Below are 23,302 nucleotides of genomic sequence, written 5' to 3'. Positions count from 1 at the left end.
AAAGAGAACGGCCAGACTCAGGATTAACCTGGAGTCTGGCTTCGTTCTTCTACGCCTCTCTCTTTATCCAAAACTACTTCTCTTTGCATGGTTTCATGCTTTTTCAGATCATGTTCAAGACGTCTCACCTTATTTCTCAACTGAACCACCTTTAAGATGCCAAAAAAGCCGACGGTCAATCCGCCAACGGCAGCCGATCCTAAAATAATAAGGACAAGCGGCCATTTCACCGTTCCAAAAATATAATTAAATGCTACATCGTTGCCATTTACTACGGCAAAAACGGCGATCAACAGGGCAAAAAGTAAACCGAATATCAAATATCCTTGTGCCTTCATGATCTCAGCCTCCTTAGCACTCCTATTCCCCATTTCCTTATATTTTAAATAAAAAAGTGAATAAATCCTTAACTTGCTTGATAAAAAGCTTAAACCATGTTACAGTTATAACAGTTATTTTTGTTCGGTACATGACTTCTTCGCAGCGGTTTGCGTCTTGAATGATATTTGAGCAGGAATAGTAATAAATCGTGGGATTATCCACACAGGAGGAACATCATATGTTACAAGGTAAAGTTAAATGGTTTAACGCAGAAAAAGGTTTCGGCTTCATCGAAGTTGAAGGCCAAGACGATGTATTCGTACACTTCTCTGCTATTCAAGGCGACGGTTTCAAATCTCTTGAAGAAGGTCAAGATGTAACTTTTGAAATCACTGAAGGTGCTCGCGGACCTCAAGCTGCTAACGTTCAAAAGTAAGTGTGACTATAAAAGACTCCTGATTTCAGGAGTCTTTTTTTATTTTACTTTTTTCATAAAAGATTTTATTTCTTTAATAAGCTCATGTGGAGATTCGTACATTCCCATATGGCCAGTTTCCTTTAAAAGGATCTGTGTAATCATCTCACCGGAAACTGAAAAGGTTTTTTCAGAAGGAATAACTTGATCACTGTCGCCTGCCACAAGGAGAACCGGCATTTTTGCTGATTGAATGACATCATTCCGGTTGGGCCGGTTCTTCATCGCAACCAGTGCACAAATGGCTCCTTCGGCAGGAGTATCATAGCCAATATCCTTCGCTCTGTTTATTCTGCTTTTCTGTTGAGTTCCAGCAGCGAAAAGTTTCGGAACGAGCTGATCGATGACCCCAACCATGCCATCTTCTTTAATCTGGGCAATCTTCTCGTCTCTCCCCTTCCTGCCTGCTTCATCATCAGGAAAAGCAGTTGAATGAATAAGTGAAAAACCGTTCAGCCTGTTACTTTGATGGTCTGCAAAAGCTAATGTGATATAACCTCCTAAAGAATGGCCAAACATCGTTACCTTTTCTAGTCCTAGATGCTGGAGTAAATCTTTAATATCTTCGGAAAGATCTTCTACTGCGCACGCTGATTCACTTATCGATGATTTCCCATGACCTCGCAAATCGGGAGCGATCACTCTATAATCCCTTGCCAGCTCAGGAATGACTTCCTCCCAATACTGATGGGTGCCGCAAAAACCATGAAGCAACACCATTGGATCTCCTTTACCCTCATCGATATAAGACATTTTTACAGATCTGAGGTTTGCTGTTTTTAATTTCAAGGCTACTCCACTCCTTCTGTATGTACTCTTATCTTTTACCTATTATTCAAGCTTTCAAACTAGAGGAACCATGATCTTGATCTTTTGCCTAATAAAAAAACGCATGGTTTTTCACCATGCGTTAAATTTCATCAGGGTTTTTAAGCTTTTTGTTCACTGCCGCTTTCTTTTATTCGGAGAAATTCAAGATAACAAAAAAAGACCCTTTATTTAGGTCTTTTTTCGTTCATCCATTACATCTTCCGCATTTTAATGCCGGAAACCGAATGATTTTTTCCTTTTTCTAAAATCAGATGAGCCCTGTACTTCGTAGGAAGAATGTTTTCACGCAAGTTTAATCCATTGATGGTGTTCCAAATATTCAACGCGAACTGGATGGCATCATCATCTTTTAAATCAGCATATCGATGGAAATACGAGACCGGGCTTTGGAATGCTGTGTTTCTTAGAATTTTAAATCGCTCAACATACCATTTCTTGATCTCTTCTTCGTCCGCATCAACATAAAGGGAAAAATCAAAAAAGTCAGAGACAAAAATCTGCGGTGTTTGCTTATTCCGTTTTTGTTTTGGAACCTGCAGGACGTTTATTCCCTCCACAATAACAATATCAGGCTCTGATATCGTCTGTACCCGGTCAGGCAAAATATCATATTCCAAGTGGGAATAAATTGGAGCCTCAACGTCTCGCTTGCCTGATTTTAGTTCGGATAAAAAATGAATCAGACCTTTTAGATCGTAGCTCTCCGGAAATCCCTTTCGCCCCATAAGCCCCCGTTGCTCCAGGACAGCATTCGGAAATAAAAAGCCATCCGTCGTTACGAGCTCAACTTTCGGTGTATTCGGCCACCTTGAAAGAAGCGCCTGAATGATTCTTGATGTCGTGCTTTTTCCGACGGCTACGCTCCCCGCAATCCCTATAATGAATGGCGGCTTTTTTATTTGTTTTCTCAAAAAAGCATTGGACTGCTGATGCAGCTGCTGTGAGGATGTGACATACAGGTTCAGCAGCCGGCAAAGCGGCAAATAGATGGAGGACACCTCATCTAGAGAAACGTTTTCGTTGATTCCCTGAAGCTCCGATATCTCCCACTCCGTTAACGGCTGTATATCGGCCGAATACAGGCTCGCCCACTCGTTTCTTGAAAAAGAAAGATAGGGCGAGAACGACTCATTCTCTAACATCATCTGGCTCATTGCTGGCATCTCCTTTTTGGATCACTATGCTTAATATTCTATATAAACGGTCACAGGATACTCATACGTTTAAAAGTTCTTTCTATCGCTTTACAATGTTAACACAATTTTAAAGATAAGATAACCTGATTGTAAACCCAAACGACTTAAATAAGAAAGCGTTTTCTTTCAAAAAAGTAAAAAGGACCTCCTATAATAGGAGATACCTTTTTTATCCATAATCTTTTATTTGCGAAAGAAACGTTTTTTCCAAAAAATAAAGGAGACGAGGCCTGAAAGTGTGAATGCCAAGCATAGACTTACGAAAAATGCATGGGGATACTTTTGGAACGGCAAAGGAATATTCATGCCATAGAAACTCGCCACCATGGTAGGAAGAGCGAGTATGATCGTAATGGAAGTTAAGAACCGCATCTCCACGTTCAGGTTATTCGAAATAACCGAAGAAAAAGCATCCATTAAACTTTTCAAGATATTTCGATAAATCAGGCTCATCTCAATCGCCTGTTTATTTTCAATAATAACATCCTCAAGAAGATCCTTATCCTCTTCATACATCTTCAGATAGCTGACTTTCAATAACTTCTCCAGTACAGCATCATTCGACTTAAGTGAGGTCGCAAAATAGACAAGGGACTTTTCAAGTCTGAGCAGCTCAAATAAATCCTCATTCTTCAATGATTCTCTCAGTTCATTTTCGATCTGCTCCGTTTTCCGGTTGATCTGGCGCAGGTACCGCAAATAGTAAGTTGCGATCATTTGAAGCAGCTGAAAGACAAAGCGTGTTTTCTTGTAGGTATAAAAATTCTTGACTTTATGTTTCGCAAACAACTCCAGAATAGGGTTCTCCCTAAGACAAACGGTAATAAAGTGAGAATCAGTTGAGATCATGGCAAGCGGAAACGTATCGTACTGTATTCCATTTTCATCAGAAACAAGAATTGGAAGGTCTACGATAACGCTCACGGTGTTTCCTTCTTTTTCAACCCTGGACCGTTCTTCTTCATCCAAGGCATCTCGTAAAAAATCCGGATCAATTCCAATTTTTTCTACAACCAAATTGATTTCTTCATTGGTAGGTGCAATCAAGTTAATCCAGCACCCTTTTTTGATATCTTCCATTTCTGTCATTTGATTGGCACTGTCAGTGTAATAAACATTTAGCATATGATATACCTCTTACATTCAGTCTATTCCTATAATAAAACAAAACCCTTCAAAAAAGTAAACAAAATATTTATTTATTGTTCTATCCTTACCATAACAAACTTCTCTTCTTCCTGCAGGTTTTGTTTGAATCTTTAACATGAGGCGTAACTTTGCCTACAACGGATTCTGCTTCCAAAAAATTACGATTTTTGAAGTGGAGTATCAACAGCCTGAAGCTGCTCGGTGTTTCGACGATTTTATCAGGTATTAAACCTGATGTAGCTCAGACAGCAGTCCAGCTGGGAATTGGCCTTTCCTCCGTCAAAATTATGAACAATTTGAGAGATGCCCTTTATAGCATCAGTTTTAGGATACAGTAGAAAGACAGAGAAGAGGACCTTTTTGAATTAAAAGGCCCTCTTTCTTTATGCTAAATCAAGTTCAATGGTTACTTTGAAAAGATCGCCGTCTGCTTCAACGTCCATGCTGCCCTCGTGAAGATCAATAATGGATTTTGCGATCGCCAGCCCCAGTCCAGAACCTTCTGTATGACGAGAGGTATCTCCGCGCTTGAATCGTTCAAACAATTCTTCTGTGTTGCCTCCCAATTCATATTTCGAGACATTCTTAAAGAAAAGAACGGCTATATCCTGCCTTTTTTCAATCGCTATATACACACGTGTGTTCTCAAGAGAATATTTAAGGATGTTTCCAATCAGATTGTCAAACACCCGCCAAATTTTTTGTCCATCAACATACGCATCAATCGGCTGTTCGGAAGCAGACATCCTGATTTGGAGGGTTGATTGTTCAATCGCTTCATCGTACTCAGCCAATGCCTGCTGCAGCAGCTGAACGATATCCACTCTAGCCTTCACAAGTTCAATACTTCCGCTTGCCATCTTGGAAGCTTCAAACAGATCTTCTATCAAAACCTTTAACCGTTTTGACTTTTTATCAATGATCTGCACGTAGGCTTCCCTGCTCTCTCCATCTAGATCAGGGGTCTTTAAAAGCTCTGTATACGTAATAATGGAAGTCAGAGGGGTCCTGAGATCGTGGCTTACATTTGTAATCAGTTCTGTTTTGAGCCGTTCACTCTTTGCCTCCGATTTTTGGAGAGACTTAACTCCATGTTTCAGCGTATTGATATTTCGGGCCAAACCTGCCAGAGCAGAACTCCCTTTCGCCTTTAAATCCGGCTCCATGTTCCCTGCCGCAAGTTCGCTTGAATGAAGGATGATTCTGTTGAAATAAGAGATTTTTTTCAGCGAGAACATCAAAACAGGAACCGTTACGACCATAAATAGAACAAGATATAAACCGACCAGCTGAACTTGATATAAAACAAAGCCTACTCCAAATCCGGATGCGAAAATGACGATTAGTAAGATCAAGTATTGGAAAGCAAGACTTCGAAAATGGAAGAACTTCTCTAAATCATGCCAGAAACGATAGGTTAAAGATGTTTTCCAATATCCTTTAGTCCAACCGCTTTCTTTCCATTCGGAAATGAGCCAGATCAGCTGGATGAGGGTCAATCCAGTAATAAAGCTTGCGAATCCAATAGTGATCACCGCTTCATCAATCATGCTGGCATAAGTTCCATAAATATTGTAATCAGTCGCAACCCCAAGTGAGATAAAGAATGCAATAGCAGAAATAATCATACAGCCGATTTTTAGATCAACAGGTATTTTTTTATAAAGCGTTATATAGGGTGAGTGAGTGATTAACCGCAGCAGCTGATGTTTTTTTGCCTGCCAAATACTGACACATAATGCGATCAGTCCTGCCGCACTATAAAGGAAAAAGAACTGCTGGTTTTTTTTGAACATTTTGTACTGATCATATATCATGCTGTCGGCTGGCAAAGCCTTCGGGACACCAATTTTCCCTTCTAGAACAGAATGATCATCAGCCAGAATTCCCATGGCTGCTTGTTGTGAATCCCCCTCATCATATAAAGAAGGCGAATAATCAGAAATGGACAAGTAACTATTTTTTTCGCCAGTATAATTTTGCAGGTACAGCATATTACTGCTTTCCAGCTTTTTGTATGCATCTTCTTTATTAGCTGCTGTTAAATTTGTAAAAACTTCTGCTGTTTCATTGTTTTGCAAATAATATTCAAAAGAAGATAGCCACTGCTGGAATTCTTGTTGAACGGCTTTCTTATTTTCAATAAATTGATCGATTTGCTCTTCTTTTTCTTTCGTTACTTTTTGCTTAACATACTTATCGCTTTCAAAGTTCTTTTGAATGTCTTCAATCTTTTTATCTCTTTGTTTTTTAAAATAAGATTCCAGCTTTTTATCATGGTTCGTGTTGGCTTCTTCAAGCTGGGGTCTGAACTGGTCTTGAATGCTTGAAATTTGCTCCGATAAGTCACCATTTCTGTATCGGTATTCCTTTATTTCCTTTTTGGAAACCGTAATTTTACCCTTGAGCTCCTCACTCGTCAGGTTACTCACCTCATAAATATGAAGGTAGCCTAGAAAGGTTTCGAACTCACCCTTAAATTCATCTGTTTCAAAATAACTTTTTCCCATATAAGAATCCCAATGATTCAGAAATGCCAGCGTACCGCTCAATCCTATCGTAAATAATATCACCCAGGCCACCTGGCCAAGTTTACTTTTCCATCTTGTATCCAATACCCCATACCACCTTTAAATATCTTGGATTTTTCGGATCGATTTCGATCTTTTCCCTGATCTTCCGAATATGTACGGCGACCGTATTTTCTGCATTGTAGCAAGGCTCCTGCCACACCCTCTCATAAATATCATGAATGGAAAACACTCTTCCAGGATGGGACATTAATAGCTCTACAATCTTGTACTCAATAGGGGTCAGCTTTACTGCTTCCCCAAGAACCGCGACTTCCCTTGCCTCTTTATCAAGAGTAAGCCCATTTAGGTTGATAACATTACTTTTGCCTTCATAATTCCCTAACGTCATGTACCTTCGAAGCTGTGATTTCACTCTGGCGATCAGCTCAATCGGATTAAAAGGCTTTGTCATATAATCATCAGCTCCGATCTGAAGGCCGAGGATTTTATCGGTATCTTCACTTTTGGCACTCAGCATGATAATGGGGATATTTTTCTGTTCCCGGATTTTAAAGGTTGCCGCTATGCCATCAAGCCGAGGCATCATAATGTCCAGTATGATTAAATGAATGACTTTTTCATTAAGCTTTTCAATTGCTTCCAGGCCATCAGCCGCCTGGATAACCGTCATCTTTTCATTCTTCAAATAAATTTCTATCGCATCGCGTATTTCTTTTTCATCATCTACAACCAGCACTGTGAATTCGCTCATGGTTTCTCACACTCCTTTCAAATTATATCATGTTCCTTTTTTGGGATTACCTGTATCTTAACCTGTAAATCTTAACAATCTGCGAGCATAAATCTTAAGACTTTCTTAATATGAACGCTGGTTAAACTATGGAGCTTGAAATGTATGGGTGGGATTGAAAATCAGACGGGGATCAGCAAGCTGCTCCCCGTCTGATTTTCAGGCTCTTCATCTGTTACACAGAACAGCTGGCTCCTCGCCAGCTATCCCACCCTCTTTCGTAGAAAAAGACTTGAGGGTCTCTCAAGCATCAGTTAGTGGTGATACTCTGCAAGGTACATCAAAATTTGTATTAAGAAAGTTCAAACAAAAGGAGACCCAGTAAATAAGGTCTCCCCGTTTCAGCTAAAGCTTATCGGTAGTTGTCATGTATAGGTTTAAACACATCTTCGTCAGCACTTCTTACGATGGAAAAGTGATCGACATTGTAATGACCGTGAAGGATCTCATTGTGGTGGGCAATGATCTGGTCGGCGTTCAGCGTTTTTGAATTCGTTGTCGAATGCCCTTCTTTTACAAGGGTTACATCAAATCCTTGCACAGTGGCCATCCTTACTGCCGAATCGATGCAATGCTCTGTCTTGCATCCCATAATCACGAGATGCTTCATTTCGTTCGTTCTCAAAAATTCCAGCAGATCTGTGCCATAAAAGGCATTGGTTGCTTTCTTATCAAAAACAGGGGAATCGTCAGGCACATTGATGTCCTTATGAACAAGAAATCCTTTTCCCTCACCAGATGCGACATCCTTATCTCTAACAAACAAGATCGGTACGTCTAAGTTCATCGCTTTACCAATGACGTTATTTATCGTTTGGATCAGCTGTTCTTTTTGATAAACTTCTTCATTTTCTTTTTTTCCGTCCAGCAACTCCTGCTGCGCATCAATTACTAGCAAGGCTTGTTTCAAGCAATCATCTCCTCAATTTTTAACTAAACTAGATCTTTCCTTTGTATAAGTTGATTTTGGTTTGACATAAAAACCGCCTCCTTTATCGATGTCTGTCTACTATATTCTTTAATAGCCCTCAGAATCCTTCTCACGATTCCAATACCTTCAATTATTCACACAATTAAACTTGAAAATTATGGTAGAATATAAAGAGATTAATAGAGACGGAGGACAGGAAATGAAATCTTTGCTTTTAAAAGCTGGTATGGCAGGCTGCCTCGCCATCGGTCTGTGGCCTGCGGATGATGCACATGCTGCGGAAACGACGGATATCCAGGCAAAATGCACCTCATTCGGCACTTTAAAAAAAGGAACCAATCCCAGTTTTCAGCATATGAACTGTTTGCTGACAAACGCAGCACTCCAAGCCGGCATACCACCGGAGATCGTGAAGGCTGTTGCCTCAAAAGAAAACAATGGATGGAAGCAGTTCGATAAAAAGGGTCAGCCCGTCATCTCACATGATAACGGCATTGGTATTATGCAGATTACCGTTCCGAAAAACTATGATCCTGTAAAACTAGAAATGCTAAAATATAGCATCCCGTACAACATAGCTTTCGGAGTTAACCTTCTTGCCTCTAAGTATAAGAATTCCGAGTTGCCTGCTGTACTGCCAAAAGACAAGAGTGTGCTTGAATCATGGTACTTTGCAATCATGGCCTACAATGGCATTAAACCAATAAATAGCCCGGTGGTTCAAAAAACAGGAAAGCCGAATACAGATGCTTACCAGGAAAAAGTAATGTCTCTGTTGAATGCGGACAGTTTCTTAGGGGATACAAACCTCCAAAAACCAGCATTCTCAACAAATGATTTTCAATATGATCCAACCAAATCTGACAATATTAAGTTTATAAAAAAATCTTACAGCATAACCAAAAGGCTTCATGCTTCAATATATTTAATGAAGAAGAACGACAAAGCCATAACTAGCTGGGATGACCCTTCATTCACACACGTGAAGATAAGAAAAGCTCCAACGACAGAAAGCTCTTCTAAATACATTAAAAAAAATACCCCTTTAACGATCACAGACAGCTTTAAGTATGATCAAACACCAAAGAGCATCAATCAGTTTGTCTGGTTTCCTGTAACTGTTCCGGGTGAAAAGGGCACATGGTATATCTCATCTGCTTACATCACCAAAGCAATGTCCAAGCCTTCTGTCAATCCAGTCGATGATAATGATACAAGTCTTTCAGGTAAAGCACCGAAAGGCATGAAGGTAACAGTCAAAAAGGGGAGCAAAACAATCATCTCCAATAATGCTGACTCAAAAGGTGTTTTTAATCTTGTTATTCCTAAACAAAAAGCCGGAACCATACTATCTGTAACCTATCAAGACAGCTTGAATGCGATTAGTCCTGCTTTCTCCGTTAAAGTCGCTGATAAGACAGCACCTTCTGCTCCAAAGGTTTCTGCCATCACCTCAAAAACAACAACGGTAGGCGGCTCAGCAGAAGCATACTCTACCGTTCTAGTAAAGAAAGGTAAGACAACGCTTGGCAAGAACGTTGCTGACAAATACGGAAAATATAAAGTGAAGATGAAAGCTCAAAGAGCGGGTACAATTCTTTCCGTTACAGCAACCGACAAAGCAAAGAACACAAGCAATGCTACGACTTATAAAGTTAAAAAATAAGCAGATAAAAAAGCTGATCTCTTCGTGAGGATCAGCTTTTTCTATAATTACGCCCGTTTACGTTCGGGCCGTTCCTTGTTTCGGTGAGCGGATGTTTTTTTGCTTCTGCGGTTACGTTCCTCCACCATTCCCAGTGTAAGCATGGCAAAGCTGATCATTAAGGACAATACCTTATACACCGCCATCAACAACATCCTCCCTTTTAAAATGGGATTGTCATTTTACTTTGGAACGGTTACATTTTTTTCTTCTTTCTGGCTAGCTTCTTTTCTGGATTCCATACCCAAATAAAGTAAACCATTGCCTTCCCCTTTTTTGGTAAGTCCAATGGATTGTGTATTTTTACAAAGCTGGGCATAAATCTCTGGGTCGGTGAGTTCCCTGCCAAATTCGGCTTCTTCTTTTAAAATCAGTACAGCTAATGCACCTGAAACGTGCGGAGTTGCCATGGAAGTTCCTGACAGCTTGGCATACTTTTCACCTGGATACGTGGAAAGCACGTTTACGCCGGGTGCTACTAAATCAATCTCATCGTTCGTATTCGAAAAGTCCGCCAAATGCTTTTGTTCATCCACTGCGCCTACTTGCACGACTTCTTTATAATAGCCTGGATAAGCATGCTCATCTGACCTCTCACTTGAATCTCCTTCATTTCCAGCCGCGCAGACAACCATCACATTGTTGGCTGTAGCATTCTTAATTGCCTCATGCATTTCAGGTACATCGTCAGGCCCACCCAGGGACATGGACATCACCCTGACTCTTTCTCCATTCTCCCCTCGCCATTCTACAGCGTAGTTAATGGCGTCAATGATTCCCTGGTAGCTTCCGCTTCCATCAGCGCCGAGCACTCGAAGAATTAAAAGTTTCGCCTCTGGTGCTACTCCTGCAACTCCAAGCTTATTAATGGATGCTGCTATCGTACCGGCAACATGTGTCCCATGATAGTGTCCATCCAAATAGTCTTCTGGATCATCGCTGGTAAAATTCCTCCCCCCAATGACACGGTCTTTTAAATCAGGATGATTTACATCACAGCCTGTATCAAGAACGGCAACGACAACATCTTTTCCCTTACTTCCCTGATCCCATGCCGCAGGAGCGTTGATCATTTGTATACCATACGGAATTTCTTCACCGGCAGTCTGCAGCACTTCTTCTAACTTAAAAGGAATTAAACGAACTTCACTCATAAGTCCTTCCTCCTTTATATAGGTGATGATGCAACAGGTAAAGATGTAATAAACATTGAAAAGTGACAGGGAGCGGCAAGTCGTAAATAAGCTATGCCTTTAAAAGAATCTGGAATAACCGTTGCAGGCTGCCTCCCTTCCTTTGACATTAACTTCTGAGGGGTATGGGAATAGGTGTTTGCATCATTTTAGCACTATATTTGTCCAAAAACAACCGTTTTCAGAAAAATGAGAATTTAGTTCTATTCTAAATTCGTTTGATGCCGGAATTAAAGCTTTTTTTATGCTTGCAACTTACCTTTTAGGTAAATAGATTCAAATCTAGGGATATAAATTCCCTCAATTATTTCGTTTTCACCTTTTTCCATGTCATTGCAATAAAAACGCACGCAAAAATTGTACCTCTCATATTCACTGCTTTGCGAAATCCTTTTCTATACAATATAAAAGAAATCACTGCACCAAAGGCTTCACCAATAAATGAAACAGCCATTCCTTCCCCAAACCCAAACACTGTTAAATTCGCAGCTGTTAAAAACACACTTGGTACGACTCCCAATAAACTGATGATAATATTAATTCCAATACTCAATAAAAAGGCGATATTTTCATAGGCAGTAAACAAGTCTATAATTAAGTCCTTTAAAGACATCTCCGGCTATTTCTCCAAATGGCTGTCTTTTATCGTGTATTCTTGATCATTCTTATCTCTATTACGATGGTATGCAGCTTTTTCACTAAATGCTTGTTAATCTTATCAAACAATGTAAAAGCCTCTTTAACATAAACAGCTTGATGCATAATATCACCTCATATTTAATCCACCTTAACAGTTTATCTTAATAAAAGTCTGTTTTCGTATTCTTTGTTGCTATTGGGGGTGTTGATTTCCGTTCCAGGCTGCTCGCTTTCCGCGGGGCGCGCGGTGAGCCTCCTCGGCGCAGGCGCCTGTGGGTCTCACCTGTCCCGCTTCTCCCGCAGGAGTCTCGCACCTTCCACTCCAATCAACTTATCAATGGAGTCTTTACAAAAATGTTCCGTAAGCAATAATCTTTTAGTAAAGAGCCTATTAAAAAGTTGAAGTTAACTATTTCTGTTTAACCATCTTGATCTTCTTTAGATTCGCTGTATCAGTTAAAGAAAGCACCTTTTTCTTTCTTAGCATTATTCACAGAAATCAAATATAATGGAGGTTATACAGGAAAGAAGGGGTGATTACTTGAAAAGCAAAATGAACCAGTTGTTTAAGGACCAAAAGAGTGTTCATGTTCTGTATTCCTATAATGGAATGAAGAATTATATTGAACAAGTTGTAAGTTTTATTCAAGATGGCGTTGTGGCGGGAGATTACGTTATTCTTATTGAAAATGAACGTGTTTACCGTATGATTCACAATGAACTGAGCACAAGGTTAACGAAAGATCAAATGGAATTCGTTCACCGTGTAAACAATTTCGATTTCTATTATTCAAGTGGCAGTTATCATCCTCCTGCAATCTTTGATTACTTCAATAAAACGGTACAGCCATATATGGAAAAGAAAATCTCTTTCCGATCATGGGCACATGTGGAGTGGGCCACAATGGAAGATCCTCTGCATCTAATAGAAGATTTTGAGAAAATAGTAGACAAAGCTGTAAAACAGCTGTCGTTCCCATTAATTTGTGCATACGAAGGAGAGAGAATGCCAGACTACCTCAAAACGATTTTGATGGAAACACATCCTTACGTTTTAATGGAGGATGATTTCATCGTCTCCGAACAATACCAGCCAGTGATTGATGTGAAATAACACGCTTAGGAAATCATCCTAAGCGTGTTTTATATATCGCCTTATTCTATTCTTTTAGAAATTCATCAATGTATTTAACTTTAACTTTTTTTTCCTTTCACCTGTAAAAATGACGGACAACCCACTATTATTTCTTAGGCTGTGAGAAAAATCCTTTTTTCGGTTGAAAGAAAGGGCTCGTGCCTATACTATTGAATATGGAATTGAGAAAGGAGGCGTTAGTGAAATGAAACTTTTTTCACATAATGACCTTGATGGGAAGTCATGCGGCATCGTTGCCATGCTTGCATTGGGAGAAGAAAATGTAGAAACGTTTTACTGCTCGCATGATAATATTAATCGCCGTGTTTCTGATTTTTTGCTTGATCCAGAGCAGGAAAAAAAACCGGTATACATAACGGATATTGCAGTAAATGATGAACTCGCTGGAAAACTTCAGTCACGGTACGAAAGTGGGCGAGAAGTGCAGCTCATCGATCATCATGTGACTGCCGATCATTTAAATAAATTTGAATGGGGTCTTGTTCAGACAAAACAAGAGGATGGCAAGCTCACCTCTGCTACCTCTCTCCTTTATGAACATTATATAAAGAAAGGTCTGTTGAAGGACCAAGGAGCATTAAAAGAATTTGTAGAGCTCGTCAGACAGTATGATACGTGGGAATGGTTTGAGAATGAAAACGAAAATGCCAAGCGGCTAAACGACCTTTTCTTTTTGCTGCCTCCGGGTGAATTTGAAAAAAATATGCTGGAACGGTTAAAAACAGAAGAACACTTCCATTTTTCCGAAACGGAAGAAACAATACTTCAGCTCGAAGAAGACAGCCGAAAAGCGTATATTAAGAAAAAGCAAAGACAAATGGCTGAAACATGGGATACGGTTTACAAGACTGGCGGGGAACCGTATCGAATCGGAATCGTTCATGCGGAAAGCCATCATTCAGAGCTTGGCAATGAACTGAACCGCGAAAATCCGCATCTTGATCTGATCGTGATCTTAAACATCGGCGGAAAAAGAGCCGGTTTCCGTACGATATATGACCACGTCGACGTGTCAAAGTATGCAGCACAGTTCGGTGGCGGCGGACATCCGAAAGCCTCTGGATGCACCCTGACACCTGAAGGATTCCAGCGCTTCGTTCTTCCTGCCTTTGAGATTCCGCCAAGACGTCGTGATGCACACGACAACGAATGGAACGTGCGAGAAAATGTCTATGGTACACTATTTATTAATTACAATAGAGAAATTACAAACCTCTTTCAAACAAGCGACAAACAATGGAAGCTTATTCATAACAGCCTTCCCGTACCGAAATCATTTGAGGAATTTCAGTCTGCAGAAAATTACTTGAAACGACAGTACAATTCATGGCTTATGCCGGATGAAAAGTATATAGACTACATCAGTTCCAGCCTGGGGATTTCTCAGGACAAAGTAACTTCAGATTACAAAGAAATAATGGACAAACATCGATCCTTCTTTATCAAGGAATCATAAAACAAGCGCACAGACTGAGTCTGTGCGCTTCTTTATTGCATGGACAAAATCAGCAGTATGTAGATATGCCAGCCCATTATTAAAAGGTAGACAAAAAAAGCAATGTAAACAAAAAACTTTATCTTGCTGCGAAGCGGTAAAAAAGACAGAAGCAAAACAAGGAACGAAAACAAAATTTTCACCGCTATAAAGGCAAATGGATGAAAATCAAAGAGAAGCCGCATGACCGGGTTTAATTCTTCCCCGCCGTGCTTCAGAAGCCTGTAGGTCAGGAAAGCATCAGCCAGATTGAATAGTGCAAGTAAATAGCAAATCCATTTATAGAGTCTCAACTTCCTGCCACACCCATTGACTCATCTCCCTTCTCTACCATTGTATACCCAAATGATCCTCTATATTATCTTCTCAAAAAGGCACTGCCTAATTCCATAAAAATTTAAAGGCCTGATATCCGAAATAACAGCCAAAGCAGATGAGTGAAAGGCCAGATATACGTGAGATCAATTTAAGCAAGGAATCTGCCAAATACCGCCTGAAACTGCTGGCTACCAGAGCCATCGTAAAATCCCAAAGCAAAATTCCGCTGAAAATCGCCCCGCTGATCAGAAAAAGCTGCTGTTTATGATAAGTCGCCGCTGTCTCTGCCAGAACAGAACCATAAATGCCAAGCCAAAAAAGAATAGTCAGAGGATTGGTCAGTGACATGAAAAAGCCTGATAAGAAACATCTCCATGTTTTTTCGCTTCCCTGCTTTTTTGAAAGAACCATCACTCCAGAACTTTGAAAGCTTTCAATGCCTGTGTAGATTAAAACAAAACACCCAAACAGCCAGAGAAAGGCTTTGATGACGGGAGCATCCAAAAAATGAACCAATCCCATATAAACAAGAGCCATGTAGATTGCATCTGCTGTCGTTGCTCCAAGTCCCACCATCCAGGCATGCCAGAAACCGCTTCGTATACCTTTATCCATCTGTGCAGCATTAATTGGTCCAATTGGAGCGGCCAACGACAATCCTAAAAGCATGTATTTAAGTAAAATCCCCACTGAAAACCTCCGCCTGTAATTTCTGTTTGTACAAGTTTATTCAGCTATCAGAACTTGTACGCCTTTTTTGTGATGGGATTTATGGCATAAACGTATAACAAAATTCTCCAAAACACATGTTAAGAATAAGAAAAATAACAGGAGGAGTCGGCCGATGGATCATCAAAACCTATACAGCAATGCTTTAGAGTGCGTAGAGAATGCAAGAAAAGCCATTGAAGAATCACAAGGAAACAACAATCCCGAAGAATTCCAGCAGGCGAAACAATTGCTGGAATATGCCCACGAAATGGTTCAGCAATCCCGACAAACGGATGGATTGACAGAGGAACAGACAAAGAGGCTTTTTCATGCCCGTGAACATCTCCGTCATTTACAAGAAACAACAAATGCCATTGAAGCCACCCGTTACGAGTAAGCGGAGAGATGAGAAATAAGGAGGTCTTTACCATAGAATGAACAGTAATCGATTGCCCGTCTTGACGATTGTGGTTCCTTGCTATAACGAAGAGGAAGTGCTCATGATCACCGCAAGGGAACTGACATCCATACTCAAAGAAATGATTTCAGAAACACTTATTTCTCCAGAAAGCAGCATGCTCTTTGTAGATGATGGAAGCAAGGACAAAACATGGGAGCTTATTACCGCTTTACATAAAACAAACCACCATGCGAACGGAATTAAACTGGCGAAGAATGCCGGTCACCAGAATGCCCTCCTTGCTGGAATGGATACGGCAAAAGCCTATTCTGACTGCATTATCACAATCGATGCTGATTTGCAGGACGATGTGCAGGCGATACGGCAATTCATCCACAAGTATCGCGCAGGACATGATGTAGTTTACGGAATACGAAGAGAACGGAAAAACGACACCGCCTTCAAACGGCATACTGCTCAATGGTTTTACAGAGTTATGGAAAAGATGGGCGTCGAACTCATCTATAACCATGCCGATTACCGGCTGCTGAGCAAAAGAGCGTTAGAAGAACTTGGACGGTACCGTGAGAGAAATTTCTTCATGCGCGGGGTCGTCCCCCTTCTCGGCTTTTCTTCAGCAGAAGTTTATTATGACCGGAAAGAAAGAGCTGCAGGAGAATCGAAATATCCACTTCGAAAAATGCTCGCCTTTGCGTTCGACGGAATTACATCATTCAGCATCAAGCCAATCCGCTTCTTGACCATTTCCGGCTTCTTATTCTTAGTGTTCAGTGCAATCGCAGGGATTTTCGCTATAGTTCAGAAGTTTAACGGATACACTGTACCGGGCTGGACATCCATCATCCTGTCCATCTGGTTCATTGGCGGACTTCAGCTGATGGGAATCGGACTTGTTGGGGAATATGTTGGAAAAGTATTTAAGGAGGTCAAGCACCGGCCGCGTTATGGTATAGACAGCGGCCTTATCAGAAATACCTCACAACCCAAAAAACCCTCTGCCACACCCCTTCGTACCCGGCTGAGGTCGAGCAGAAAGCTTTCCTGACTCGCTCAATACGTGTAGCATCCACCACCGAAGGGAAAGGATAAAGAAGGGAGGTTTGATTATAATGAATAAGAAGAATAACTCAGAAAAGACACGCCTTGAAATCAACCAGGATACAGCCAATGACACCGATGGACTTAATCAGGTTCTTGAATTCATAAATGCCAAAGGAAACACTAGAAAATTAAACGATGCCGTGAAGGATGAAAAATAAGAAAGCTGGCGCATATCCATTGCGCCAGCTTTCCTTTTTTAATCGGCATTGTTAAAGCATATTGTTGATTTTCTTGGATATTGGGCATCGCATACTGATGCTTAAAAGAGACCCTCAAGTCTTTCCCCAATAATAAGGGGTGATCGCTGGCGATGATAAGAGCCGGCTGATTAGTGAAACAAATGAAGCGCGGGAAAAGCTTGCTTTTACCCTTCTGCTTTTCAAAAGGCGGTTCAATCACCCCCACCAAAAATCAACAACATGGACTAACAGAGCTTTTTAATTAAGCAGCCACGTCACGTTTCTTGAATACAATCCAGGTAAGCGCAATGAAGATGACGAAGTAAACTGCAAGTACAGTCAATGAAAAATTCAGGGTCATCCCTTTGATGAAAGGTGTTCCATCAAAATACTGCTTTAAATCCACATTAGCGAACAATATATATTTTACCCAGTCATACTTAGAAAAGAAGTTAACGATCAGTGTGCCTGAAAGCGATAAGAAGATAGAAAAACCGATCGCTAGCGAACTGTTGCGGAATACGGTGGACATCATGAAGGCAAAGGTAGCCATCATGACCAGCATGATGCTCGCAAAGCCGTATTCTTTCCACATGTGCCAGATCATGTTTTCCTCTACGACTTTACCATCCATATAACTGAGATAGGACTGAGGGCTTCCTTCGAACCCGAAGAGCACTCCGCCAAGCAGCCATGATACAACAAACGTGATGAGAATCATCAACAGTGCATAAAGAAGAGTAGAAATGTATTTGGAAGCGAGTATGGTCGTTCGGCTTACAGGACGAATCAGAAGCAGCTTAATCGTCCCCCATGAAAATTCACTGGCAACCATACCGCCCGCTATTATAATGGTAAAGATTAAGATAAACTGAATCGCATCCGGGCTTTCACTAACAAACGACCATTGATTTTTCATTTCCAGCGGCTTGATATTATGGGAGATACGATACTCGTTGATCGCGATCAAGCGCTCATTATGCTTCTTCATCATCGGCTCTTTTTTCAGCGTCTTTTCCATAGAAGCGTTGTCTACCCTAAGCTCCTGCTTCCAGTTGTCTTTTATTGGGGCCGATTTTTCTGTCTTTGTGATGATTCCGCTCAGGCCGATAAAACCGATGAGCAAAGCAAGCATGATCAGATTTCCGATACGCCGGTATATTTTCAAATTTTCATTGCGGATCAATCCCATGAAGTTAGACAATCTCTCTTCCTCCCGTCACTTCCAAGAATTTATCTTCCAGCGTTTTCGTTTCTGATGAGATTCCATAGACTTTTAGTCCTTCAACCACAAGAGTGGCTGTCACCTCTGGTATCAGTTCTCTTTCCATCTCTGCCTCAATATAGCCATTGCCAAGAGATATCCGTTCAGCCTTCACATGATGGCTCACGGCATGGCGTGCCGCAGCCACTTCATCCACAAGGAATCGCACTTTTCTCGTTCTGCCGCTTTCCACGAATTCCTTCGTGCTCTGAACGCCAATTAATTTTCCGTGCTGGATAATAGCAATCCGGTCGCACATGAGCTCCATCTCGGATAAAAGATGACTCGATACGATAACAGCAATGCCTTCTTTCTCAGCCAGTTCCCGAAGATAGTGGCGAATTTCCCGGATACCTGCTGGATCCAAACCGTTCGTCGGTTCATCTAAAATCAGAACAGATGGAGAGTGAAGCAAAGCCTGTGCAAGACCCAGTCTCTGACGCATCCCAAGCGAGTAGGTTTTTACTTTTTCGTGAATCCGATCTGTTAAACCGACCAGTTCCACCACTTGTGCAATCCTTGTCTTGCTTACCCCTTTCACCATTCGGCTATAATGGATGAGGTTTTGGTAACCCGTAAGAAACTTATACATTTCAGGGTTCTCAACAATAGCACCAATATGAGAAATCGCCTTCTTGTATTCCGTCTCAATATTTTTACCGTTAATTAAAATTTTTCCGCCGCTGAGCTTCATTAATCCAACCATCATACGAATGGTTGTCGTCTTCCCAGCCCCATTCGGTCCGAGGAAACCAAACACTTCTCCCCCATAAATATCAAACGATAATCCGTGAATGATCTCTTTCTTCCCAATCTTTTTCTTCACATCTTGCAGTTCTACCAAAGGTTTTCTGCTCATTGTCTTCTCCTCCATTACTCATATTCTTTCTTCATCCATTTCACGATGGACACATTCTGATGGATCCGGATTTCCTCTACTTCTTCCATGCGGAGTACCCTTCCATCCTTAATTAAGACGACCAGATCAAGAATAGGTTCAATCTCTTTAATCTCGTGTGTTGTAATAATGATGGTTTGAGTTTCAAAGTCTACAAAAGACAGCAGACCTTTCACAATGGAATCCCTTACCATAGGATCCAGCCCAGACAGCGGTTCATCCATGAGAATCACCGGGACTTCTCTCGCCAGTGTCACAGTGATCTTTAACCGGCCCCGGTTTCCTTTGGATAGGTTCTTCACTTTTTTGCTGCGGTCGAGCTTCATATAGTCCAGAATTTCTTCCGCCTTGCTGCGGTTAAAATCACTGTATATGGACGCGTAATAATCAATCGTTTCTCCAACGGTATAAAAGGAATAATACGTATCCAGTTCTGAAAGATAGGAAACTTTTCTGCTGATATTACGGGACACTTCCTCCCCATCAACTGATACACTGCCCTTAGAAGGCCGGATTAGTCCAGAGATTAATTTCATCGTTGTTGACTTCCCGCTGCCGTTCTCCCCTACAATTCCGATGATTTTCCCCTGCGGCAATGACAGCGAAAGGTTATCCACTGCACGATGGTTTCTATATTTCTTGGTCACATTCTTAAATTCAATCACGCTGTTCACCGCTTTCTTCGGATGAGATAAACTCTTGTAAGCCTGCCATCATTTCTTCTGCTGAAAATCCCATTTCTTTCATGTCGGCAAAAAAGGATGAAATCTGTTCTTTTTTCAAATTTTGCCGAAGTTCGTTTAATACTGATTGGTTTTCCGTTACAAACGTCCCTTGACCCCTTTTTGATTCCACACTACCCATCCTTTCTAATTCACTGTAGGTTCGCTGAACAGTATTCGGGTTGACTCCCGACTGGATCGCCATCTCCCTGACTGACGGCAGCTTCTGCCCGGTTACCAGTTCTTTACGAAGAATTTGGCGGTTAATCCGGTCGGCGAGCTGCATGTATATCGGTTTGGATGCATTAAAATCGTCTGCCATGTGCTACACCTCAACTTTTCGTTCGATTAACCAGCTGGCTGCAAGAAATAGTACAATTGCCAAAAGCAGATGGTAAAAATAATAGCCAATATAAACGTGCTTAAAGACTCCATATACGAAGTCGCTATATTTAAGGTTGACTTTCCCCCAGATAAATAGAGCATCAAATACTTTGGTATCTTCCCATTTTGCGAGAAGCCACGGCCCAAAGAAAAAGACTCCGAGCCCGATTACCCATCCGCTTACTTTACCGAGGTTTTTTGTGGTTACGAGATAAATCGCCCACAAAAACGTTAAACCTAGTCCAATGTAGAAAGAAATAAGCAGGATATGAATGACTAGAAAGGTGCCAATGTAAATGACATCAGACCATGCCATATCCGAATTGAATTGAAAAATGTCCATTACCATCGTTCCGGCAATAAGCGTTACAACGCTAGTAATGAATAATGAAAGTGCAAGAGCCGCGAACCCGTTTACCAGCTTTGCCAACAGCAGCTTACATACAGACATCGGGGTCTGCAGCCATATATGCAGTGTTTTTTGCTCGAGAAAGTAACTCACACATAAATATCCTGCCATATAGACTACATGCATCATCACCGCAAACGCACAAAATGCAAAAAAGGTTTCAGGCTTGCCCATCCTCCATGCTGTATACACTCCAAGTCCCAAATATAAAAACAAAGCAATTAAAGCACCGAGCACCCCGCCTTTTCCCAACCTGTATTCTTTTTTTAATTGTCCCAACCAAGGATTCATTAAACAGTCCTCCATTTCACATTGTTCGAATGAACTAGTGTACTAGTGATATAATACACTGGTATTCAAGAAAATGTCAAACCCATTTTTCGAGGTAGTTTACCGTAATATCAGTTTGGCTAGTATTATTGGGGTTTTGGACAGTAATTTTTTTCTTTTGGACAGTAAAATTCCGCTTTTGGACAGTATTTTGGGATTTCTGGACAGTATTTCTTCTGTAAGGCTTCCTGCCAAACAAAAAACCGGCTGATCTTCGTAAAAGATCGCCGGTTCTCTCCACATTACCTATTTATTTCGCTTCCTGCCTTGAGAAAAGGCTTAATGCATTGTTTACTTTTCCAAATTCTGAGGCATGCGGACGATCTTCACCATCACCATAACCGTAATCGACCATCCTATTTCGATTAAGACAAAGTTTGGTCATCTGCGGTTTAAAGAAATCAAAAAGCTCGAAACGGTCCTTGAGGGCTGGGAACCGATCTTGATAAGCATAAATTTCTTCAGCGAGCAGCTTCCAAAATTCCCGTTCATCCAATAGGTTGTTTTTTACCAGCTGATCGGATAAATAACGCAAGTGGCAAATGAATAAGCCGGTGAAAATAAACTGCGTCAAACCTTCAGGAGGCTCACTGCGCAAAACAGCTTTCAGCTCATTTTCAAGTCCCGCAAGCTCTGTAAATGGCTGGTCACTTATATTAACGTCATCAACAAAATCCTTAATCGCCAGCCGGTGGGGCTGATGATCCTTCAGCACCAAAATCGTGTTCTGGCCGTGCGGTGAAAAGACAGTACCATATTGATAAAGATAATGCAGCAGCGGCGGCAGAATCGTACGAAACAGCTGCTTGATCCATATTTCAGGCGACAGCCCGGATTTTTCCATCAAGCTTTGGACATACGGCTTTCCCTCCAGGTCGCTGTGTGTGAGAGCTGCGAGTGTGATCGCTTTTTCACCATCTTTCAGATACGTGTGAATACTCTCTCTCCAAATGACACCGAGCATTTCCAAGTACTGATATGGCGCTCCTTTCAGCTGCTGGAAGGAAAGCTGATCAACATTCAAGCTGGCGATTTCACCCGGCAGGATAGCCTCACATGTATCTTTTAAGAAAGAGTCTTTCTCTGCAATGCCTTTAATAAATTCAGTGATTCTTGGTGTGATCAGCGTCCGTTCAGCAGGCAACCCCCGATATACGAGCGTGTTAAGAATGCTCATTGGAAGCTTCACATGATGTTTATGCTTATGATCCGTATTCACAAACGTCCTGATGGACTGCTGAGGAAGATAAACATCCGGCCCTTCGCCAAGCGGAATGATATGGTCATTGGCGAGATCCTCCGGAAAATGCTGAATGATTATGTTCTTCCATTGCCATTCATGGACCGGCATAAAGAAATATTCTTCTTTAGAAACCCCTTTTTCACGTAGCACGTTCTCAAAAACATCTCGGGTACGCTCATCGAGTTCAGATTCAATCAGAAATTCATAACGGAGCCCGTCCACCGACTGAAACGAAGCCCGATGCTTTCTTACGGCCAGCCAGGAGAGGGTGGTTACCCGCTGATTCTCTGGAGCAAACTTCAAGTAATCATCGTACCCAAAACCGATTCGGCCTTTGTTGTACGTAATCCACGGATGTCCCGTCATCTCCCCCTCCAACTCCGCATAGTCCAGTTCTGCAAGCTCATCCGCTGTCTTTGTTTTCTTACTGATCAGATTCACATCTGCCAGCAGTGTTGCATTCAGTTCCTTAATCAAATGTCCCGCTGTTTCGGAGGACATTCTAATCAAGTGCTGAATGTCAAGAATGAACTGCACCGCACTTTCCGCCTGTTCCCAGGTTCCGTCGCTGTACCGTTCAATTGAATCCTCATGGACTGAGTAACTGTCAAACAATCTTGCCTCCGCTTCAAACCGGTAGTGAACATAGCCGCTTACCGTTAAAATATAATGAGCGCCCTCCACCCTTTCCGGTACGAGCATATCTTCATACATATATTCTGAAATCATTTTTGCCAACAGCCTTTGATTGGCTTGAAACCAATTTTTTTTGTTCAAATGGTTGCCGAGTTCTTCTTTAAATAACATTACGTCTCCTCCTATTATTGACATCCTTAAGCAGCTTTGGTTTGCGATTTGGATGGCTGCCAGCCGAAAGCAACAAATGCTGCAGGCAAATGAACAGCTA

The 23,302-nt window shown here is 41.4% G+C and carries 25 protein-coding genes and 1 pseudogene; 8 read left to right on the top strand and 18 right to left on the bottom strand.

Annotation, left to right across the window (positions count from 1 at the left end):
• Window positions 1-23 precede the first annotated feature (23 nt).
• Window positions 24-338, bottom strand: coding sequence for a LapA family protein (locus tag M1K46_RS06525; RefSeq protein ID WP_256225421.1), 315 nt, complete (start codon window positions 336-338; stop codon window positions 24-26).
• Window positions 339-559: 221 nt separating this feature from the next.
• On the opposite strand from M1K46_RS06525, the gene cspD reads away from it, so the two are divergent.
• Window positions 560-757 (top strand): cold-shock protein CspD, encoded by a 198-nt coding sequence (gene cspD / locus M1K46_RS06520; RefSeq protein ID WP_053354963.1) that lies wholly within the window; start codon window positions 560-562, stop codon window positions 755-757.
• 39 nt (window positions 758-796) lie between these two features.
• Here cspD and M1K46_RS06515 read toward each other — a convergent pair whose 3' ends face one another.
• The 3 genes from M1K46_RS06515 to M1K46_RS06505 form a co-directional block, all read right to left on the bottom strand.
• The gene (locus M1K46_RS06515; RefSeq protein WP_256225419.1) at window positions 797-1,585 is read right to left on the bottom strand and encodes an alpha/beta fold hydrolase; all 789 of its coding nucleotides are present in this window, start codon (window positions 1,583-1,585) and stop codon (window positions 797-799) included.
• A gap of 233 nt (window positions 1,586-1,818) precedes the next feature.
• Window positions 1,819-2,781 (bottom strand): type I pantothenate kinase, encoded by a 963-nt coding sequence (gene coaA, locus M1K46_RS06510; protein WP_091006140.1) that lies wholly within the window; start codon window positions 2,779-2,781, stop codon window positions 1,819-1,821.
• A 225-nt stretch (window positions 2,782-3,006) separates the two neighbouring features.
• Window positions 3,007-3,948 (bottom strand): magnesium transporter CorA family protein, encoded by a 942-nt coding sequence (locus M1K46_RS06505; RefSeq protein ID WP_053354965.1) that lies wholly within the window; start codon window positions 3,946-3,948, stop codon window positions 3,007-3,009.
• Between the two features lie 152 nt (window positions 3,949-4,100).
• Between M1K46_RS06505 and M1K46_RS06500 the strand changes: the two genes are divergently transcribed.
• Window positions 4,101-4,310, top strand: a complete 210-nt coding sequence (locus M1K46_RS06500; protein ID WP_256225418.1) for a hypothetical protein — start codon at window positions 4,101-4,103, stop codon at window positions 4,308-4,310.
• A 45-nt stretch (window positions 4,311-4,355) separates the two neighbouring features.
• Here M1K46_RS06500 and M1K46_RS06495 read toward each other — a convergent pair whose 3' ends face one another.
• The 3 genes from M1K46_RS06495 to M1K46_RS06485 form a co-directional block, all read right to left on the bottom strand.
• Window positions 4,356-6,587, bottom strand: a complete 2,232-nt coding sequence (locus M1K46_RS06495; RefSeq protein ID WP_256225417.1) for a histidine kinase dimerization/phospho-acceptor domain-containing protein — start codon at window positions 6,585-6,587, stop codon at window positions 4,356-4,358.
• Window positions 6,565-7,257, bottom strand: coding sequence for a response regulator transcription factor (locus tag M1K46_RS06490; RefSeq protein ID WP_062231051.1), 693 nt, complete (start codon window positions 7,255-7,257; stop codon window positions 6,565-6,567). Before M1K46_RS06490 ends, M1K46_RS06495 begins: the two co-directional genes overlap by 23 nt.
• 391 nt (window positions 7,258-7,648) lie before the next feature.
• The gene (locus M1K46_RS06485) at window positions 7,649-8,206 is read right to left on the bottom strand and encodes an isochorismatase family protein (RefSeq protein ID WP_091006126.1); all 558 of its coding nucleotides are present in this window, start codon (window positions 8,204-8,206) and stop codon (window positions 7,649-7,651) included.
• A gap of 220 nt (window positions 8,207-8,426) precedes the next feature.
• Between M1K46_RS06485 and M1K46_RS06480 the strand changes: the two genes are divergently transcribed.
• Window positions 8,427-9,893: an Ig-like domain-containing protein gene (locus M1K46_RS06480; protein ID WP_256225416.1), complete on the top strand. Its 1,467-nt coding sequence runs from the start codon at window positions 8,427-8,429 to the stop codon at window positions 9,891-9,893.
• 47 nt (window positions 9,894-9,940) lie between these two features.
• Here the strand turns inward: M1K46_RS06480 and M1K46_RS06475 are convergent, their stop codons facing one another.
• The 3 genes and pseudogenes from M1K46_RS06475 to M1K46_RS06465 all read right to left on the bottom strand — a co-directional run.
• A complete protein-coding gene (locus tag M1K46_RS06475; protein ID WP_256225415.1) occupies window positions 9,941-10,078 on the bottom strand; it encodes a hypothetical protein in 138 nt (45 codons plus the stop codon).
• A 36-nt stretch (window positions 10,079-10,114) separates the two neighbouring features.
• Window positions 10,115-11,086, bottom strand: coding sequence for a S8 family peptidase (locus tag M1K46_RS06470; RefSeq protein ID WP_256225414.1), 972 nt, complete (start codon window positions 11,084-11,086; stop codon window positions 10,115-10,117).
• A gap of 418 nt (window positions 11,087-11,504) precedes the next feature.
• Window positions 11,505-11,738: pseudogene (locus M1K46_RS06465) on the bottom strand (hypothetical protein); the annotation flags it as partial.
• Window positions 11,739-12,305: 567 nt separating this feature from the next.
• On the opposite strand from M1K46_RS06465, the gene M1K46_RS06460 reads away from it, so the two are divergent.
• Both M1K46_RS06460 and M1K46_RS06455 read left to right on the top strand, forming a co-directional pair.
• Complete coding sequence (locus M1K46_RS06460; RefSeq protein ID WP_256225413.1) at window positions 12,306-12,878, top strand: MEDS domain-containing protein; 573 nt, start codon at window positions 12,306-12,308, stop codon at window positions 12,876-12,878.
• Window positions 12,879-13,104: 226 nt separating this feature from the next.
• On the top strand, window positions 13,105-14,376 hold the full coding sequence (locus M1K46_RS06455) for a DHH family phosphoesterase (RefSeq protein WP_256225412.1): 1,272 nt from the start codon (window positions 13,105-13,107) through the stop codon (window positions 14,374-14,376).
• Between the two features lie 32 nt (window positions 14,377-14,408).
• On the opposite strand, the gene M1K46_RS06450 is transcribed toward M1K46_RS06455, so the two are convergent.
• Window positions 14,409-14,708, bottom strand: a complete 300-nt coding sequence (locus tag M1K46_RS06450) for a DUF5658 family protein (RefSeq protein ID WP_053354972.1) — start codon at window positions 14,706-14,708, stop codon at window positions 14,409-14,411.
• Window positions 14,709-14,796: 88 nt separating this feature from the next.
• The gene (locus tag M1K46_RS06445) at window positions 14,797-15,423 is read right to left on the bottom strand and encodes a LysE family transporter (protein WP_053354973.1); all 627 of its coding nucleotides are present in this window, start codon (window positions 15,421-15,423) and stop codon (window positions 14,797-14,799) included.
• Between the two features lie 154 nt (window positions 15,424-15,577).
• Between M1K46_RS06445 and M1K46_RS06440 the strand changes: the two genes are divergently transcribed.
• From M1K46_RS06440 to M1K46_RS06430, 3 genes are all read left to right on the top strand, one after another.
• Window positions 15,578-15,841: a hypothetical protein gene (locus M1K46_RS06440; RefSeq protein WP_053354974.1), complete on the top strand. Its 264-nt coding sequence runs from the start codon at window positions 15,578-15,580 to the stop codon at window positions 15,839-15,841.
• 37 nt (window positions 15,842-15,878) lie between these two features.
• Complete coding sequence (locus M1K46_RS06435) at window positions 15,879-16,910, top strand: glycosyltransferase family 2 protein (protein WP_256225411.1); 1,032 nt, start codon at window positions 15,879-15,881, stop codon at window positions 16,908-16,910.
• A 64-nt stretch (window positions 16,911-16,974) separates the two neighbouring features.
• On the top strand, window positions 16,975-17,124 hold the full coding sequence (locus M1K46_RS06430; RefSeq protein ID WP_156418799.1) for a hypothetical protein: 150 nt from the start codon (window positions 16,975-16,977) through the stop codon (window positions 17,122-17,124).
• A 283-nt stretch (window positions 17,125-17,407) separates the two neighbouring features.
• Here the strand turns inward: M1K46_RS06430 and M1K46_RS06425 are convergent, their stop codons facing one another.
• From M1K46_RS06425 to M1K46_RS06400, 6 genes are all read right to left on the bottom strand, one after another.
• Window positions 17,408-18,337, bottom strand: a complete 930-nt coding sequence (locus tag M1K46_RS06425) for an ABC transporter permease (protein WP_256225833.1) — start codon at window positions 18,335-18,337, stop codon at window positions 17,408-17,410.
• 4 nt (window positions 18,338-18,341) lie between these two features.
• A complete protein-coding gene (locus M1K46_RS06420) occupies window positions 18,342-19,268 on the bottom strand; it encodes an ABC transporter ATP-binding protein (RefSeq protein WP_256225410.1) in 927 nt (308 codons plus the stop codon).
• A 14-nt stretch (window positions 19,269-19,282) separates the two neighbouring features.
• Window positions 19,283-19,972, bottom strand: a complete 690-nt coding sequence (locus tag M1K46_RS06415; RefSeq protein WP_256225409.1) for an ABC transporter ATP-binding protein — start codon at window positions 19,970-19,972, stop codon at window positions 19,283-19,285.
• Window positions 19,965-20,351, bottom strand: coding sequence for a GntR family transcriptional regulator (locus M1K46_RS06410; RefSeq protein ID WP_053354978.1), 387 nt, complete (start codon window positions 20,349-20,351; stop codon window positions 19,965-19,967). The genes M1K46_RS06415 and M1K46_RS06410 overlap by 8 nt, the downstream gene beginning before the upstream one ends.
• 3 nt (window positions 20,352-20,354) lie before the next feature.
• The gene (locus M1K46_RS06405; protein ID WP_256225408.1) at window positions 20,355-21,113 is read right to left on the bottom strand and encodes a hypothetical protein; all 759 of its coding nucleotides are present in this window, start codon (window positions 21,111-21,113) and stop codon (window positions 20,355-20,357) included.
• Between the two features lie 289 nt (window positions 21,114-21,402).
• Complete coding sequence (locus M1K46_RS06400; protein WP_256225407.1) at window positions 21,403-23,202, bottom strand: IucA/IucC family protein; 1,800 nt, start codon at window positions 23,200-23,202, stop codon at window positions 21,403-21,405.
• Window positions 23,203-23,302: the final 100 nt, after the last annotated feature.

It is taken from the genome of Fictibacillus sp. WQ 8-8, from assembly GCF_024494405.1.
GTDB classification, from domain to species: domain Bacteria; phylum Bacillota; class Bacilli; order Bacillales; family Fictibacillaceae; genus Fictibacillus_C; species Fictibacillus_C marinisediminis.
Note: the sequence above shows the minus strand (reverse complement) of the source record. Positions and strands in the feature narration are given on the sequence as shown.

What these genes read in the sequence shown, in the direction of transcription:
- M1K46_RS06405 (WP_256225408.1), bottom strand. Translation starts at nt 21,113, where the DNA reads ATGAATCCTTGGTTGGGACAATTAAAAAAAGAATACAGGTTGGGAAAA.
- M1K46_RS06425 (WP_256225833.1), bottom strand. Translation starts at nt 18,337, where the DNA reads ATGGGATTGATCCGCAATGAAAATTTGAAAATATACCGGCGTATCGGA.
- M1K46_RS06490 (WP_062231051.1), bottom strand. Translation starts at nt 7,257, where the DNA reads ATGAGCGAATTCACAGTGCTGGTTGTAGATGATGAAAAAGAAATACGC.
- M1K46_RS06455 (WP_256225412.1), top strand. Translation starts at nt 13,105, where the DNA reads ATGAAACTTTTTTCACATAATGACCTTGATGGGAAGTCATGCGGCATC.
- M1K46_RS06480 (WP_256225416.1), top strand. Translation starts at nt 8,427, where the DNA reads ATGAAATCTTTGCTTTTAAAAGCTGGTATGGCAGGCTGCCTCGCCATC.
- cspD (WP_053354963.1), top strand. Translation starts at nt 560, where the DNA reads ATGTTACAAGGTAAAGTTAAATGGTTTAACGCAGAAAAAGGTTTCGGC.
- M1K46_RS06475 (WP_256225415.1), bottom strand. Translation starts at nt 10,078, where the DNA reads ATGGCGGTGTATAAGGTATTGTCCTTAATGATCAGCTTTGCCATGCTT.
- M1K46_RS06525 (WP_256225421.1), bottom strand. Translation starts at nt 338, where the DNA reads ATGAAGGCACAAGGATATTTGATATTCGGTTTACTTTTTGCCCTGTTG.
- M1K46_RS06435 (WP_256225411.1), top strand. Translation starts at nt 15,879, where the DNA reads ATGAACAGTAATCGATTGCCCGTCTTGACGATTGTGGTTCCTTGCTAT.
- M1K46_RS06505 (WP_053354965.1), bottom strand. Translation starts at nt 3,948, where the DNA reads ATGCTAAATGTTTATTACACTGACAGTGCCAATCAAATGACAGAAATG.
- M1K46_RS06470 (WP_256225414.1), bottom strand. Translation starts at nt 11,086, where the DNA reads ATGAGTGAAGTTCGTTTAATTCCTTTTAAGTTAGAAGAAGTGCTGCAG.
- M1K46_RS06400 (WP_256225407.1), bottom strand. Translation starts at nt 23,202, where the DNA reads ATGTTATTTAAAGAAGAACTCGGCAACCATTTGAACAAAAAAAATTGG.
- M1K46_RS06440 (WP_053354974.1), top strand. Translation starts at nt 15,578, where the DNA reads ATGGATCATCAAAACCTATACAGCAATGCTTTAGAGTGCGTAGAGAAT.
- M1K46_RS06420 (WP_256225410.1), bottom strand. Translation starts at nt 19,268, where the DNA reads ATGAGCAGAAAACCTTTGGTAGAACTGCAAGATGTGAAGAAAAAGATT.
- M1K46_RS06430 (WP_156418799.1), top strand. Translation starts at nt 16,975, where the DNA reads ATGAATAAGAAGAATAACTCAGAAAAGACACGCCTTGAAATCAACCAG.
- M1K46_RS06410 (WP_053354978.1), bottom strand. Translation starts at nt 20,351, where the DNA reads ATGGCAGACGATTTTAATGCATCCAAACCGATATACATGCAGCTCGCC.
- coaA (WP_091006140.1), bottom strand. Translation starts at nt 2,781, where the DNA reads ATGAGCCAGATGATGTTAGAGAATGAGTCGTTCTCGCCCTATCTTTCT.